15 protein-coding genes and 1 pseudogene are annotated in these 15837 nt (G+C 45.9%); 7 read left to right on the top strand and 9 right to left on the bottom strand.

Features of this window, described 5'->3' with window-relative positions; translation table 11 throughout:
* The first annotated feature begins 313 nt into the window (after positions 1-313).
* The gene (locus tag CXF70_RS16715; protein WP_101803600.1) at positions 314-1360 is read left to right on the top strand and encodes an aromatic acid exporter family protein; all 1047 of its coding nucleotides are present in this window, start codon (positions 314-316) and stop codon (positions 1358-1360) included.
* A 57-nt stretch (positions 1361-1417) separates the two neighbouring features.
* On the opposite strand, the gene CXF70_RS16710 is transcribed toward CXF70_RS16715, so the two are convergent.
* Entirely contained in the window at positions 1418-2335 is a 918-nt protein-coding gene (locus CXF70_RS16710; RefSeq protein ID WP_101803599.1) for a hypothetical protein, read from the bottom strand.
* A 97-nt stretch (positions 2336-2432) separates the two neighbouring features.
* Between CXF70_RS16710 and CXF70_RS16705 the strand changes: the two are divergent.
* Both CXF70_RS16705 and CXF70_RS16700 read left to right on the top strand, forming a co-directional pair.
* Positions 2433-3424: pseudogene (locus tag CXF70_RS16705) on the top strand (MsnO8 family LLM class oxidoreductase).
* 115 nt (positions 3425-3539) lie between these two features.
* Positions 3540-4754 (top strand): serine hydrolase domain-containing protein, encoded by a 1215-nt coding sequence (locus tag CXF70_RS16700; protein ID WP_369916956.1) that lies wholly within the window; start codon positions 3540-3542, stop codon positions 4752-4754.
* 25 nt (positions 4755-4779) lie between these two features.
* Here CXF70_RS16700 and CXF70_RS16695 read toward each other — a convergent pair whose 3' ends face one another.
* From CXF70_RS16695 to CXF70_RS16685, 3 genes are all read right to left on the bottom strand, one after another.
* Entirely contained in the window at positions 4780-5523 is a 744-nt protein-coding gene (locus CXF70_RS16695; RefSeq protein WP_101803597.1) for an NAD(P)-dependent alcohol dehydrogenase, read from the bottom strand.
* Positions 5523-6272: a DUF4386 domain-containing protein gene (locus CXF70_RS16690; protein WP_101803596.1), complete on the bottom strand. Its 750-nt coding sequence runs from the start codon at positions 6270-6272 to the stop codon at positions 5523-5525. Before CXF70_RS16690 ends, CXF70_RS16695 begins: the two co-directional genes overlap by 1 nt.
* 306 nt (positions 6273-6578) lie before the next feature.
* The gene (locus CXF70_RS16685; RefSeq protein ID WP_101803595.1) at positions 6579-7154 is read right to left on the bottom strand and encodes a DUF2269 family protein; all 576 of its coding nucleotides are present in this window, start codon (positions 7152-7154) and stop codon (positions 6579-6581) included.
* A gap of 297 nt (positions 7155-7451) precedes the next feature.
* On the opposite strand from CXF70_RS16685, the gene CXF70_RS16680 reads away from it, so the two are divergent.
* Positions 7452-8246, top strand: coding sequence for a CPBP family intramembrane glutamic endopeptidase (locus tag CXF70_RS16680; protein WP_158241212.1), 795 nt, complete (start codon positions 7452-7454; stop codon positions 8244-8246).
* A gap of 72 nt (positions 8247-8318) precedes the next feature.
* On the opposite strand, the gene CXF70_RS16675 is transcribed toward CXF70_RS16680, so the two are convergent.
* Positions 8319-8558, bottom strand: coding sequence for a hypothetical protein (locus tag CXF70_RS16675; RefSeq protein ID WP_101803593.1), 240 nt, complete (start codon positions 8556-8558; stop codon positions 8319-8321).
* A gap of 169 nt (positions 8559-8727) precedes the next feature.
* Here CXF70_RS16675 and CXF70_RS16670 point away from each other — a divergent pair, with 169 nt between their 5' ends.
* Both CXF70_RS16670 and CXF70_RS16665 read left to right on the top strand, forming a co-directional pair.
* Positions 8728-9684 (top strand): calcium/sodium antiporter, encoded by a 957-nt coding sequence (locus CXF70_RS16670; RefSeq protein WP_101803592.1) that lies wholly within the window; start codon positions 8728-8730, stop codon positions 9682-9684.
* Positions 9685-9992: 308 nt separating this feature from the next.
* Positions 9993-11021 (top strand): FUSC family protein, encoded by a 1029-nt coding sequence (locus CXF70_RS16665; RefSeq protein ID WP_233208670.1) that lies wholly within the window; start codon positions 9993-9995, stop codon positions 11019-11021.
* A 352-nt stretch (positions 11022-11373) separates the two neighbouring features.
* Here CXF70_RS16665 and CXF70_RS16660 read toward each other — a convergent pair whose 3' ends face one another.
* From CXF70_RS16660 to CXF70_RS16650, 4 genes are all read right to left on the bottom strand, one after another.
* Positions 11374-12951 carry an SWIM zinc finger family protein gene (locus CXF70_RS16660; protein WP_158241211.1) on the bottom strand — a complete coding sequence of 526 codons (1578 nt, stop codon included), beginning with the start codon at positions 12949-12951 and terminating at the stop codon, positions 11374-11376.
* A 310-nt stretch (positions 12952-13261) separates the two neighbouring features.
* The gene (locus CXF70_RS18270; protein WP_158241210.1) at positions 13262-13435 is read right to left on the bottom strand and encodes a hypothetical protein; all 174 of its coding nucleotides are present in this window, start codon (positions 13433-13435) and stop codon (positions 13262-13264) included.
* Positions 13436-13617: 182 nt separating this feature from the next.
* Positions 13618-14796, bottom strand: coding sequence for a M20 metallopeptidase family protein (locus CXF70_RS16655; RefSeq protein WP_101803590.1), 1179 nt, complete (start codon positions 14794-14796; stop codon positions 13618-13620).
* Positions 14797-15005: 209 nt separating this feature from the next.
* Positions 15006-15332 (bottom strand): hypothetical protein, encoded by a 327-nt coding sequence (locus tag CXF70_RS16650; protein WP_101803589.1) that lies wholly within the window; start codon positions 15330-15332, stop codon positions 15006-15008.
* A gap of 272 nt (positions 15333-15604) precedes the next feature.
* On the opposite strand from CXF70_RS16650, the gene CXF70_RS18550 reads away from it, so the two are divergent.
* A complete protein-coding gene (locus CXF70_RS18550; protein WP_255400098.1) occupies positions 15605-15730 on the top strand; it encodes a hypothetical protein in 126 nt (41 codons plus the stop codon).
* The last annotated feature ends 107 nt before the right edge of the window (positions 15731-15837 follow it).

Raw genomic sequence — 15837 nt, 5'->3', positions numbered from 1 at the left:
AAAGAGGCGGATTTTGGTATGGAAAACGAGATTTTTCAAGGTTCATCTGCTTGATTTCCAGTTTATCCGCGCCTGGGCGACGTTTATCCGCGCCTAGCAGGCATTTATCCGCGGCTAGAGACGTTTTATCCGCGCCTAAACGCGATTTATCCGCAGCAAGCCGGCAGCAGCCAATTTCCGCTCCCCACCAGCTGCCAATTCCCCCTTCACCCACTTCCCCCAACAAAAATTACATTGCAGCGCAAGCAGAAATGGATGATATACTGGAATACAGTGAAAATACTACATATAAGAAAAGGATGGTTCCCTCATTATGCGATCCTTTCATTTCAACGGCAGCCGGATTCTGAAAACCGGTATAGCCATCTTTCTGACAGCGACGATCTGCCTCTGGTTCGGCTGGCCGCCTGTCTTCGCGGTCATCACGGCCATCGTGACGGTTGAGCCGACCGTCAGCGATTCGATAAAAAAAGGACTCGTGCGGTTCCCTGCCTCTGCCATCGGTTCCGCATTCGCCGTGCTCTTCATCACACTTTTCGGCAACGCCCCGATTACCTATACACTCGCGGCGGTCGCCACGATTCTGGTCTGTTACCGGCTCAAGCTGCACGCCGGCCTGCTTGTTGCTACATTGACGTCCGTCGCCATGATCGAAGTGATCCATGATCATGTGCTGGTCTCCTTCTTTATTCGACTGGGGACCACGACGGTCGGCCTGCTCGTGTCCACCGCCGTCAACATGCTCGTTTTCCCGCCGAATTACCGGGCGGATATCCTGAAAAGCATCCAAAGCATCAGCGAACGCGCCGGCACGATGCTCGAGCACACTTTCCACACGATCCTTTTTGACGGCGACGCGAACCTGCAGGAAGATCAGGAACTCGTGAAACGCTTGACGACGGAGATCAGGAAGACGGAGAAATTAATCCATTACCATCGCGACGATTTCAGCCTGTATCCCCGCGTCCGTGACCGGGAAACGGAGTTGCGCATGGCGGAACGGCAATTGCTCTTTCTGCATAATTTGGAATTCCATCTCGATGCCCTGCTTCGCATCCCGTTTCAAAGCATCAAGTGGTCGCAAGCCGAGCGCAACATCATCATGCAAGCTGTTTCTGAACTCGCGGACGACCTGCAGAATTCCAATGCCTACGACCGCGAAACCCATCAGGCACAATTAAAGATCATCACCGATTTCTTCTGGGAAGACAGTAAAGGCATCTCGACCAGCGACGCGCTGCACCCGACCCTGTTCCCGCCGGAATTCAAGATACTCTACGAACTCATCACCATCTACGACCTGGTCGATAAATTCTTCGACCCGAATAGTGTCAAGGCTGCGCGGGAAGCGGAGAAATAATGGAATAAAGAAACGGCCCTGCAGGAAACAGAAATGTCTCCGGCACGGCCGTTTTAATTATTCAGCATCGCGATACCTGTAAATCGATTCGTAGGAATGGGTGCGGACGTCGGTTTCAAAGGAATGGCGGCTCCAGATGCTCGACTCGTCAGAGGATTCCTCCGTCTCGAGCAGCTTCAATTCGCCTGCCTCGAGCGTCATGATGTCCGATTCGACGACTTCCAGTTCTTTCTCTTCAACGTCCAGCGCACGGATCTGCACCTGTACCTCTTTTTGGACATCTAAATTATTTTTGAGGAAAAAGGTGTTTTTATACGAAACGGATCGGCAATTCGAAGTGTTGGTCCGCACGCAGTTCTTCTCGGAACTCATGAACACGACCGTGATTTCCTCACCTTCCTGCCGCTGTTCCGCCGTATCCAGCGCCTTTTCGACTTTTTGGATATAGGAAACTTTTTCGGCGAACGGATAGACCCACATCGTGAAAAACAGCATCGTCGTGCACAAAACGCCGCCAACAATCCATACCGCTTTCGGATTATGGACCGATTTCGGCGCACCTTTGAAGAAGAAGCTGACGATGATGTTGACGATCAGCATCATCACCAGCAGCGCCCCGGCGATGATCAGCGCAACCGTACTTTCAAACCCATTCTGGAAAAAGGCAAGCTGGTAAGTATCGGAAAGATAATAATTCACGGCGATACTGCCAAGAAGCAATGCCAATAAGATGGCCAAAGGCACTTTCCACTTCGGTTTATCGATTTTGCCAGTTTTAATGCTCACGCTGGTCCAGATAAACCAAGCGATCGGGATAAAAAAGAGGAAAATTACAAATGTGATGGTAAACATTAAATCAGGCCTTTCGCGGATAGTCGGAGAGAAACCGATTCTTACACGCGCAATCGTCTCCGTCGATTTTATTATACGGAAGTTCAGCACATAAAGATTCACAAGTTTAGATTTTATTTCCATCGCAATAAAACCTGAGACAGAAAAAATGATTTCCCCTGGATCGCCTGCTATACTCCTCTATATGCAAAGTTGCAGGTAAAGAAAGGAAGTTATATAGATGAAACTAAGTGTATTGGACCAAGCGCCCGTTACGTCAGGCAACACGGCGGAAGAGGCGATACAAAAAGCGGTGGAACTCGCGGTTCTCGCCGACAATTTAGGCTACAGCCGGATGTGGATGGCGGAGCATCACGGCTCCGGCGCATTTTCCAGCTCAGCGCCTGAAGTCACTGCCGCTTACCTAGCCGCCAAAACGGAGAATATCCGAATCGGCACCGGCGGCGTGATGATGATGCATTATTCGCCTTTGAAGCTGGCGGAGGTCTTTAAAACATTGAGCGCGCTGGCGCCGGGCCGCATCGATTTCGGCGTGGGACGCGCACCTGGCGGCGACCACAGTTCCATCTACCCTTGTCTCAGGGACGCCGACCGATGACGGACGACATGTACGGGAAATTCGACACAGCGTTGAAGCTGATCAACGACGAAACACCTCAAGATAATATGTACAATAAAACCCTCGCCGTTCCGACAAACATCCAATTGCCTGAAGCCTGGCTACTCGGCTCAAGCGGCAACAGCGCACTCGAAGCGGGTCGAATGGGTGTCGGCTATTCGTTTGCCCAGTTTTTCCAGGGCAGCATGTCGAACGAAATCCTGGACGCGTATCGAAGTAATTTCACGCCTTCCGCCTTCATGGAAAAACCCGAAATTTCGGTATCGTATCTGGTCACAACGGCTGAAACAGCCGAAGAAGCCGAATACGAAGCATTGCCACAGGACATTGCGCGCCTGATGTTAATGAAAGGCCGCATCATGCCACTCCTGACACCCGAGCAAGCGCAAAATTCGGCGCTCACCGAAATGGACCGCATGCAAATCCAGGCAAGCCGCAAGATCCATCTGGTCGGTTCCGCCAAAGACGTCGCAGACCAATTGCAGCGGGAACAGCAGGAATACGGATTCGAAGAAGCCATGATCTGCAGCATTCCGCATTCGCAGGAAAAACGGTTGGATGTCTATCGTCTGCTGGCGCGGGAGTTATTTTAATAGAAAGAACAGCTGCCTGTACCCCTCTCTGATAGGAGTACCGACAGTCTTATTATTAAGCAGATACCTGATTTTCCACACTTGCCTACGAGGTCGTCGGATTTAAAACTTTGTTGTGATTCTATTTTCTCCAAAAAATATATACAAAATTATTGTATTTTTGAAAATATTCGCTCTAAGTGCTATCCTAAAAATGGAAGGAGGAGTGCCGCATGATTCGTTATCAAATGTGAAGAAGCTAACTGAATGTGTTTTGAAAGAGGCATTTAAATCTTTGCAAAAACACATTCAGGAGGAATTAAATATGAATACACAATTGAATTGGAATAGCGTAGCAATAAAACAGCAGGAAATACATTTTTCGGGGAGCATTTACGCAAGTAAGAGTGGCAAGGCAATCATGTCAGAGAGCTTTGGCTATGCAAACTATCCAGATAGAATTATAAATCAGCCGTATACCCGATTTTCAATTGCATCCGGGAGCAAGATTTTCACATCTATTGCGATTTGCAAATTGGTGGAAGAAGGAAAAATTACATTTGACACAAAAATCATCGACAGTCTGGATATCGATTTCCCTCATTTTGATGAAGAAATCACCATCCGTCATATATTGACACATACATCGGGTATTCCAGATTATTTCGACGAAGATGAAATGGATGATTATGAAGAGCTTTGGGAATCCCTGCCGATGTACCGGGTTCGCAATGCAAAGGACTTTTTGCCAATGTTTCAATATGAAAAAATGCAGGAAAAAGCCGGCAGTCCTTTTGAATACAACAATACGGGGTATATTATCCTAGGCCTGGTTATAGAGCACATCAGTGGCATGAACTTCACGGACTATATTGAAAAAAATATATTCAAGACAGCGGGGATGATTGATTCAGGATACTTTTCAATAGATGAAATACCCGCGAACGCTGCAACCGGGTATATAAAAAAACCTGATGGCACGTGGAAATCAAATATTTATTCGCTGCCGGCAAAAGGTGGTCCTGATGGCGGCGCCTATGTCACTGCAAGTGATATGGGGATCTTTTGGGAAGCATTAAGGAATGGGAAGCTGCTGTCAGCAGAAATGACTCGCCTATTGCTGTCTCCTCAAGAAAATGTGACAGAAGATATCTATTATGGCTATGGCGGATATATGGAATCGAACGGACAGGATGTCGTGAAATATATTCAAATGGGCTATGACCCAGGCGTGAATTATCGTTCTGTCCATTATCCGGACCAAGACCTTACCATCGTTGTTTGCTCCAATAAGTCTGAAGGGGCTTATGAGATGCTTAAAGAAATCGAAAATTTAACAGTCAATAAATAATGAGGAATAAGGGCTGACAGCAGAATCAGCCCTTATTCTTTTCTGTCACTGGATTCAGATAGATCCCATTTTCCTTGAGAGAGCTTTTACATTTTGAAAACGACGTCTTTCCTACCGTATCGAAAATGATATCGTAGGTCTCTCCGGATTTGGTGAAATCCTCTTTGGTGTAATCAAACACGTGATCAGCCCCCAGGGACTTCACAAGCTCCACATTTTTTGTGCTGCAGACTGCTGCAACTTCTGTGCCAAAGGATTTGGCAAGCTGCACCGCATAAGTGCCGAGTGCACCGGAGGCACCATAGATAAGCACTTTTTGCCCTTTCCGGATATGCCCTTTATCCCGTAGAAAGAATAAGGAAGTCGTGGCCCCGAAAGGAACAGAAGCGGCTTCTTCGAAAGTCATGTTCAGCGGCTTGATAACGATTGCCGCTCCTTCTTTCAGGCAGATATATTCGGCATTCGCTCCCAGTTCTATTCCTGTTCCGCAAAGTACCAGATCACCTTTTTTAAATAATGTGACGTCTTTGCCTGCCTCTTCCACTTCGCCTGACAGTTCGGATCCCAATATTCCGATTCTCGGTTTTTTTAAGCCAAAGAATAACCTGGCAGCAAAGGGTTTAGCGCTCCGCACTTTGCAGTCTCCGGAAGTTGCGGTAGTTGCATGCACTTTTATCAATACTTCATCATCTTTGGGAACCGGCTTCTTTACTTCCCGGAGTTCCATAACTTCTGGCGGTCCGTAAGTTTTATGGACACTGGCCTTCATTAAGAAACTCCCCCTTCCAAGCTTGGTTTTAACGGGATGATTTCCGGTATTTCCTTGCCTTTGAACAACAGCCATAAAGCCAACGCTAATTCTCCTATTACTCCCGGCACAGCTACGATCAGCAGAAATATAATCTCGTAATCAGCGTAGTTGGAAAGCAGAACTTGTGCAAAGTTATCAATCAGGTAACCCAGCCCTGCAAGCATCACCACAATCCCAATGATTCTTGGCATGAATTTTGACTTGAAAACCAAATAACCGATGAGGAGTAAATGAAAGCCGATAAAAATGAGTCCAACCAACCACCCATTATTAAAGGCATCCACCATCAGCATAACCTGAACTTGCAATTGGCTTGTTTCCAGCGCCGCCGAATACATTTCTCCTCTTATCAATTGCAAAACACTGATAAAATTGAACAAGGCTGCTGCAAAAATGGCCGTGTAGGCCAGTCTGAATAACGCTGCCAGCAAGGCAAGATTTTTATTCACTTGTCTTAATAGAATGTAAAGCGACCAGGATACGACCACATCCAGAAGAAGCACGATAATGAAACCTGCAATGCCAAATCGGAATAACAGGTCATTAGCAAGAAGATTTTCCACAGTTGCTGCTGCATTTCCGGGTACAATCAAGCTTTCAAACACAAAAAAATTCACGAATAGAGCGATGATAGCCATTACCAGCAAGCTAAGCTCTGTAATTCGTGCATAATATAGATGCGATTTTTCAGCAATCACGCCTGTCATTTTAATCTCTCCTATTTTCTTTTTGAATTTCCTGCATTAATGCAATAATTGAACGCATCCCGCCTCACCGAATCAGTCATATTCCGCGCTTTGGCTCCGAGAATAATGAGCAGCCCTTACATTCCAATTCCGACTGTATCCAAAAGATCGCCCCTCTCTTTGCTTCCTCAAAATGGTCCCTTTGCAGTCCACAAACCAAAATAATAAAGCCGTATCCAATAACATTCGGCGTTACTGGATACGGCTTTCTCCTGATGCAATTGTAAATAAAAATGGAAATTGGCACAGAGTCAGATCTTTAATTCTTCATCTGAACGATACCGTATCCGCTGAAGCTTCCGGTCTGTGTTTTCCAAGCAGAAAATGCGCCAGGCTGAAGCCTGCTACTACGGCAATGGCCATTGTGATCAGTGAACCTGGCAGGGCAAGCTTGACCGCCATCAGGAAAAGGATGCCGACAGCCAGCATAGCCATGACAAAAACGGAATTCCACAGAACCCGATCCCTCACTTTATTCATCAAGGCAGCTGAAGGCACCACATCCGTTTCCGCTTCTGCAGCGGCTAAGATTCCTTTCAGACGGCGAAGATTGATGACAGGACCCAAAAAGCTGGCTCCCAGAAGCGCTGCGAGTGACACGTTGATCCACGCCGCGCCCCAGCCCCAAGTGGAAATAGAGAGATATAAGCCGGGCACTAATATCAACAGCGAACTCATCGGAAACAATCCATCCGTCCTCACCGCAAGGCCCGACCACCGTTTGACGTTTTCAGTGTCCTTGGAATGCAGCATGGAAAGCATCGATAAAGCAAGAATCGCTATTGCCATAAACATGGTAACTGCACCTACGATATGGAGAAACAATACAACATTATAAAGCACGGTACTTTTCCTCTTCTCCAGTTAAGTCATCAAAAAATGCTTTCATTTTCAATGCCAGTTGTGCCTGCCGACAATAAAACCTCACGATATGTCTGTTTTATGATGCGCGTCCCTCCCTTTTTATTGTTTTCGCTAATACATAATGCATTCGATACAATTATTTTCGTAATCAGTATACGCCTTTCAAAAAATAAATGCTATAAGTTATTCGAATACTCAGAATACATTTTAATCAGCATGTTATTATTAAATCAAATTGCTATTATCAGCTAAATCCGTTGAAAGGCGGCGATGCGGATGTTCGAAGAAAAGAGGTCACGGTTTGTAATCGGCTTGATGATTGTCGTGGCCATCGTGTCGATTTCCCTGCTGCTGCAAGCCACTGGAAACCTGCTTCTTCATAATGTAGTCATGCTGCTGGTTTTTTATACCGTCCTGCCTTTTTGGATCTGCAGCTACTATTTCCAAAAGAACGGCATCAAACTGCGCCAAATCCTATTTTTTACGGGTACCGCGCGCTGGCTTCTGCCCACAGCCGGACTCACTGTCCTGCTCATGGCATTCTCCATCAGCATCTATTGGCTGATGCTGCGGGGACTCGCATCCATTTCCCCCATCTGGGTCGAATACACGCTCACACAGCAGTCGCTCCCTGATGATTGGTGGTACGTGGCCGCGAGCGGTTTCATCATCGCGATTCTTGCACCGATCGCGGAAGAGTTCGTGTTCCGCGGCGTGATTATGCACCGGCTGATCGTCTCACTCGGCTTATGGAAAGGTGTCGGGTTGACCAGTCTTATATTCAGCATCTTTCATATCAACATATTGGGTGCCTTCATGTTCGCTTTGGTGGCGTCGCTGCTGTATCTCAAAACCGGCACGCTGCTCGTCCCCATTCTGCTCCATATCTTCAACAACAGCCTTTCCGTTTTCCAATACGCCGTCAACCCGTCTTTTCCGGAATGGCTGATGGTGACGAGCATAGACGAGTTGTATACGAAAACCGTCCCCAATCTTATTGCGCTGGTTGTCAGTCTGGTGCTGCTGCTTTTATTTATGAGGTGGGTGTGGCGGGATTTGGAAATCAGATGAAATAAAACACATCCGCAGTAGAAAAACTGAGGATGTGAGAATATACTTTTACTGGCCAGGAAGCAAACCATTTCAGAATTTTGCAGTCTTTATCTCCTTCTTGCTTTTGAGCCAAACTGCTGCTGTCAGAGCAAGAAGCAACACTGGAGTTAAACCGACATATTTCCAGGCATTATTTGCGCCGGAAAAATAATAGGCTATCGGTATGAACGTAATCGTACTGATTAATAAGAATATCCAGGACCTTTTTAAAAGACCCGCCAATAAAAAAACAATGGAAACAAATAATGAAAGATACCATAAAGTTAACATTTCTCAACCTCCCACGTTGTATATACATATACGACGCGGGAGGTGTTTTTTCCTTTCCTCATTTTATTGGGCCGCTCTTCATGGTTTTCACAATAGCTTAAAGGGTATTGGCATAGAAGATAGTAAAGTCGATTGAACGTCTTTAGTATAGGAAGGAAGTGAGCAACAATTGACTTATCTTTTATTATTGGTAGGATTTGCTCTTTTAGTTAAGGGAGCTGATTACTTTGTGGAAGGTGCTTCAAAAATAGCGCAAAGCTTGAGAGTCTCGCCTTTATTGATCGGCTTGACGATTGTCGCATTCGGGACAAGCGCGCCGGAAGCGTCCGTCAGCTTTATCGCAGCGTTCGAAGGAAACAGTGATGTGGCGATCGGAAACGTCGTCGGCAGTAACATCTTCAACATCACTTTCATCTTAGGGGTGACAGCCCTCGTTTTCCCTCTGCTGGTCCAGAGTGAGACGATCCGGAAAGAAATTCCCTTCGCCTTACTGGGCTCCGTTGCCTTGCTGCTGCTCATCAGCGACATTCAACTTCAGGCGTTGGACAGCAATCTCATCACAAGAACAGAAGGCATTATGCTGCTGCTATTCTTCGCGGTTTTCCTTTACTATATCTTCGAAGTGGCAAGGAAAGATCGCCTGAACACAGAAGAAAATCCCGTTGACTCGGCGAACATATCCAAGTTGAAAAACTCGCTCTTAACAATCGGCGGACTTGCCGGCATCGTGTTCGGCGGCACCCTCGTCGTCGACAACAGTATCGAGATCGCTCTTGCACTCGGTATGAGCGAGACCTTGGTCGGTTTGACGATAGTTGCCGTAGGTACTTCACTTCCTGAACTCGTCACATCTGTAACCGCAGCTTTGAAGAAGCAGGTGGACATTGCTCTGGGGAATATCATCGGCAGTAATATCTTCAACATTTTCTTCATCTTAGGAACCTCAGCAGCCATCAGTCCTTTAACTGTCGATTCGAAGATATTTTCGGATGTATGGCTGATGATCGGTGTGACAGTCCTTGTGATGATCCTTGCGAGAACCAAGTACAAGATTTCAAGGATCGAAGGTTCGGTTTTAGCCGTCATTTATATCGTTTATGTCGTTTATATTATTTTGAGAAATTAAACGGCAGAGTTATAGATAGGGGCTGTCCCAAAAGGTCGTGAAAATGACTTTCAGGGGCTGTCCCTTTTTACATTCAAATGATAATGGATTCACCATGCATTTAATTTAAAGAAATGAAAGTGCGTGTGACAGAGGGAGGATTCGAATAAAACCGATTCACTTTTGACATAATGTCTATCGCAATTTAAAGTTTAATTAGACATCATTATATTCACTGGATAATATTTATCTAATGAAATCTGGTGAGAGTAAACGATCCTGGAGACTGGAAATGCATTTCTCCAGTTCTTTATTATCTGAAGGGAGAAATGGATATCACTTTTGGTCCTCGCATTTTTAAAACTGGAGTAGCAGTTATAATTGCCATATACATATGTGGATTTTTCGGATTGGACAACATTGCGTTTGCAGCTGTTGCAGCTATTTTAGCTGTACAGCCATCGCTATACCGGACTTGGAAGCACTTGCCTGATCAATTGATCACAAATACGCTGGGTGCATCCATCTCGTTGTTTTTCATCTATTTTTTAGGCGAAAATCCTATCACCATCGGTTTAGTTATCATGATCATGATTTCATTAAGCTTGAAATTAAAAATGGATAGCACAATTCCGCTAACTCTTGTAACGGTAGCTGCGATCATGACTTCCGGTGCAGGTGAGGATTTGTACTTTGCCCTGGAAAGATTTTCGGTTATTTTAATAGGAACGATTTCTGCTATATTAGTTAATCTCGTTGTTTTTCCACCGAAATATAAAAAGAGCTTTTCAACTAACATCCACTCAGCTTTTCAGCAAATGTCATTATTATTAAGGACTGCAATTTCAAATGAGCTGACAGAAGGTTCCTATCAGGATCTTTCCCGTAACTTTAAGAAAGAACTTGAAAACTTAGTGGAGCAATTCAAATTGTTTGATGAGGAAAGAATCAAGTTCGGAAAATCACGAACAAAGCAATTGAATGACAGGGAAATGATTGTTTTCAGGCAGATGCTGAAGACATTAGAAGAAGGGAATCAGCTTCTCGAAAAAATTGATGACCACTACTTTCAGAGTAAGTCTGAAAAAAGCGTCAATCAGTTATTTGATCAGTACCTGGAAGAATTGATTAAATATCACGAGTATCTATTTTTGAAATATCAAGGCAAGATCAAAGAATTTCAGCATTCAGACGCAGATATGTTAAACCGAAGAAACGAATTTTATGATTCAGTGCTTTCCCTGTCTAAAGAAAACCAGGAGAAAAACATTCGATTAATGATTGTAGCATCCGCTCTTTTTGACTATACATTCCATCTCCACCGCCTGGATCAACTGCTGAACCAGTCACAAAAATAGGGTAAATAATTTATTTAGTCCGGATTGAGTAAAAGGAATAATAAGGAGCGCGGTTGGCACTCCTTTTTGGCATATTCCTCGCTTCAGCTTTAACGGCTGGAGTCGCAATCATCGCAATTGCCATAAACAAAAAAAAGTAACCGCCTTCTCCCTGCCAGGATTGTAGGTGGTTACTCTTTTGCTTAAAAACATCTTCAATTTGGCCAGCCGCTCTTATACGGCATGTACTGCATCGGCCGAGTGTTAACGCACTCGGTCTCTTTTTATGTCTAAATTATAACATGTTAAGTTTTTAGGTTCTATTATTTATAATTCATTCGGTTTCAATTTCCAAGGAGCGACACGATCACATCTACTTTATCTTCCCCAACTCATCCAACAAAGCTGTCCGTTTCGGATACATGAACTTCAGCTCTTCAATCAACCCAGCTGCCGCTTCAGCCCCCAGCGTACCCTTAAAATTTTTGATGATTTGGCAGGCGGTCCAGTATGCCTTGCGGTTAGAAGCCCGCTCGATTTGCCGGTATATATAGGCCGTATAGATTTCATTCACTTCATGCGGATAATCGGCAAGCAGGTGCGGATACAGGTGCTCGATTGCAGAAACATTGGTCCGGCAATAATCCAGCAACTCTTCCAGCCTCTTTTCATCAATCAGAATTCTGAGATACAAAGGCAGTGCCCCCGGACTGTTTTTCATCCCGGCAAGAAGCGCCTCCAATATCTTTGGCCATTGCTCCGCACTCACCAAGCTCCGCAGCTTAACGTAATACTCTTCCTCGCCTTTCAGCGCAAACTCAAAGCTGAGGTCAATCATTTCTTCCGTGCTGCCCGTTCCTTCGTAAGCTGCAAAACGCAACTCTTTCCACTCATGCACCAGTCCTGGAAGATTGGCATCCAGTCTTTCCGACTCTTCACACAACCGGATGACTTTTTCATACTCACCCGCTGCCAGCGCCTGCTGGACCCGCACTTTTCGGATTGCCGGATATCTGTTGTGCTCCGCGTAAAACGCTTCGACTTCTTCTTCATCGCCTTTCTGCTGCAACACAGTCAGCTGGCACTGGCGAAACCGCTCTTCCTCATAATCGTATGATTTGTTCTGCATTTCCTTGCTGCCGATCACTTTTTCAATAAAATCATAAAACTTCTCTGAGAAATTACCGCTTTTATTCCATTGCAGTACTGATTCCATCAGATAATCCGCCGCATCCGTCATATCCCGCTCCAGTCCGAACAGGATATGCGGATACAGCAGCTCGAGCATCTGGTCGACGGTCGCTTCATCCAGTTTCCCTGGCCACTGCGCCAGCGCGTCGTCAATATTCTCCAGACTTTCATGAATGGCTAAACTGATGTCCCCCGATGAACTGTCCGCAATTTCCAGTATTTTTGTACATTCTTGTATGGTAATCAAATTGAGGCGGACGATCCGTTCAGCATCGTGCTGCAGATGCAAGCCATTCACAAATTCCTGGACTTCCCACACGCCTTCGAGTGCCAAGTCCGTCCGGTCCCAGTCGATAAATCCCTTTCGACTGGCGCGGCTCACCGATTTCCGGATGATCCGGCGTGCCTTATTTTCATCCATGCCATCAGGATTCACGAATTTCTCCATCAAATGAAGCTGGACAGCTGGCTGTTTCTCGACAAGCTCTTCAAGAATTTCCAGCAGCTCCGCTTTTTTCAGCGCCTTTAATTGCGTCCGCACATCCACTTCTGCCGTCGAACCGTTCTCTTCCTTATATTCACGGATTGCCAGACACACCGCCACTTCATGCTTGCACAGCGAATCAGACTCGAACGGGCATGTGCAGTAAGAACCCACAATCGTCCCATCTTTCGTCAAATTGACCGATACCTCGTAATCCCGCGTACCCGCTACACGCGCATGCCAACGATTCGGCGCATCTTCCGTCAGATGCTCCACAAAGTCCTGCTCAAAATAATCAAGCCCGCGGTTATAAAGCTTCGCCGGCACCTGTTTTTTCAGATTGCTTAAGTTTATGAGAATTCCTCCTGGGTTGATGATAACGTGTTGAGGTGTGGGGTTGAATAGGGAGTTCTTTTGGGGAGGATGACGGTCTATGACACCCTGCTACGTGGCGGCAGGTATGTAGAGGCATTTCTATGAATTGCACGGGTTTTTGAGGGGATTTTGCTAACCTTTTGTATTGGAGTCAGATTTAATGCTGGAAAGCCGCTCAGATAAGCTTCTTTTTGAGGCAGCCACCCCCACTTTATATGCCTCGAATCCGCTTATCCGCGGCAAATCGTTGTTTATCCGCGGCTGCGGCATGTTTATCCGCGCCTAAGCCGTTTTTATCCGCGGCAAAACGACTTTTATCCGCGCCTAGCTCCACTTTATCCGCGCCAGCCTCCAAACTGCCCATTTTCCGATTTCCCCAACTCATCCAGCACTCCTCTCCAATCAACCCATCCGCCATTTCTGCATTCAAAAAGTAAAAGCCACACCCAACTGCTGATCCAGCGGGCATGGCTATGTAAAATTAAATTTTTTTATTCCCAAAACTATTCAGATGAGTTTTTACTCGCCTCAACTTATTGCCTCACTCCACACATGCCCGCACTGCCCTTAATTCTGCGATTCCAAATAAGCCGCCGCAAAAACCTTCGCCGTCATGGTCATCGCCGGCTCGTGGAAATCGAATTTCTCGTGATGGTGGGGAAACGGATTTTCAACGCCCACAGGCTTCGCCCCGACAAAGAAAAAGGCGCCCGGCACCTGCTGCAAATAATAAGAAAAATCTTCCACCGGCATGATCGGAGCGATGTCTTTGTAGACGCCGTCGCCAAACGAATTGCCGACTGCCCGGCGAATAAGCTCCATCTGTTCGGGATGATTCCACAGGGAGTCATAGCCCTTGCCAATCTCCACGTCCACCGTGCAGCCGAGCCCCTGGCCAACACCCGCAGCCAAATCCTTAATCCGCTGCCCCGCAAGCGAGCGCAAATTCGCATCGAACACACGGATCGTCCCTTCCATAACGGCTTTTTCCGGAATGACATTGTCTGCATCACCCGCATGGAATTTGCCGATCGACAAGACCAGTTCTTTCAGCGGATCCGCATTCCGGCTGACAATCGACTGCAAAGCGACCATGATATGGCTGGCCGCGAGTATCGGATCGGTTCCCGTATGCGGCTCCGCCCCATGCGTGCCGGAACCGTTCACCGTAATCTTCACGGTATCTTCAGCAGCCTGCAGATAACCGTCCCGCCCGTATACATACCCGACTTCCATTTGTGATTGCAGATGCGCGCCATAAATTTCGTCTACACCTTCCAGGCAACCATCTTCAATCATCGCCCTCGCGCCACCCGGCGATAATTCCTCACCGAATTGATGGATCAGCACGATGTTGCCAGGCAGTTCATCCTTCACCTCATTCATCACTTTCGCAAAACCGAGCAGCGCAGCCGTATGCCCATCATGCCCACACGCATGCATCACGCCGGGTACCGTAGATTTATACGGCACATCCTTGGCGTCCTGGATCGGAAGCGCATCAAAATCGGCCCGGAACGCAATCGTCTTCCCCGGCTTCCCTCCTTCAATCCGCCCAACGACTCCTCTGCCTCCGACGCCCCGCCGCACCGGAATATTCAGAGCTTCCAAATAGTTGGCAATAAAATCAGGCGTCTCCACTTCCTGATGCGACAGCTCCGGATGCATATGGAGATGGCGTCTGATGTCAGTTATTTCGTTTGAAATCTTGTCTATGTAATCGAATATTTGTTGTTGTATAATCATTGGTTTAGCTCCTTTAATAAAATACGTATGATTTATAGTTAACCTTATTATGCATTAATATTCAATTAAAAGATTATTTATTCCATCTCATTTACAAATAGTTTTCCGACAGTCCTCAGATTCTCACTGGATGATAGGAAGACCGACATTTTTATATACCTAAACAAAAAGAACCTTGAGCGTATCAAGGTTCTTCTTAAATATATATATTAAGCATGTAATCTATATTGTTCTGCCTTACCAAACATAGCATTACTAGCTGTTACCTCATTCAATTCTGCAATCACAATCTTGGGACTGGAAGGGCCAACTATTGTGGAAATATAACTGACTTTAAATGTATAAGTGGCTTTTCTCCGGAAGTTTTGATATTCAGGAGAATCAACTGTAGTCGTCCAGTAAAAAACATTGCCGTCCGTGTCAGTTAAAGCGACTACCCGATGTTCGTCGTTTTTGAAGCAGGATAAAATCTCAAGATCCTCAGTATATTTTTTTCCTCTTTCATATCCGTTCACTTCTTTGATCGCAAGCACCATCGAAATACACCCCATTCCATAGTGATATGCTTTTACTATAACAGAACTTATGTTCGATTACCAGTCAAAAGATCAAAAAATTATAACATTTGGTTAAGAAAGCGATAAAAGGATAATTAAAAATAGTTCACATCCTTTATTGCACATTAAAGCTGGCTGGAGCGGTTGTTAATCAAGACCGGCTGCTTGGCAGCATATCTTAGGAGATATCCTTTTAAATTTCTCGTATTTTAAGTGCGTTTGGGGCAGTTTTCTGTTTAGGAGTGGGTGGATTGAGGAAAATTCCTTCAGAAATGCTTGTTTTCGAGGCAACCAGCTTCTATTTAAACACCTTCACCCCGCTTACCCGCGGCAAATCGGTGTTTATCCGCGCCTGCAGCCTGTTTATCCGCGCCTAAGCCGATTTTATCCGCGGCTAGACGTCATTTATCCGTGGCAAGCGTCCGTTTATCCGCGCCAGCCTCGAGCTCACAAAATAAATCAAAAAAACGCTCCCAAAAGGAAG

The organism is Planomicrobium sp. MB-3u-38 (assembly GCF_002836425.1).
GTDB classification, from domain to species: domain Bacteria; phylum Bacillota; class Bacilli; order Bacillales_A; family Planococcaceae; genus Planococcus; species Planococcus okeanokoites.
The sequence above is the reverse complement of the archived record's forward strand: the minus strand, read 5'-3'. Positions and strand labels throughout refer to the sequence as shown.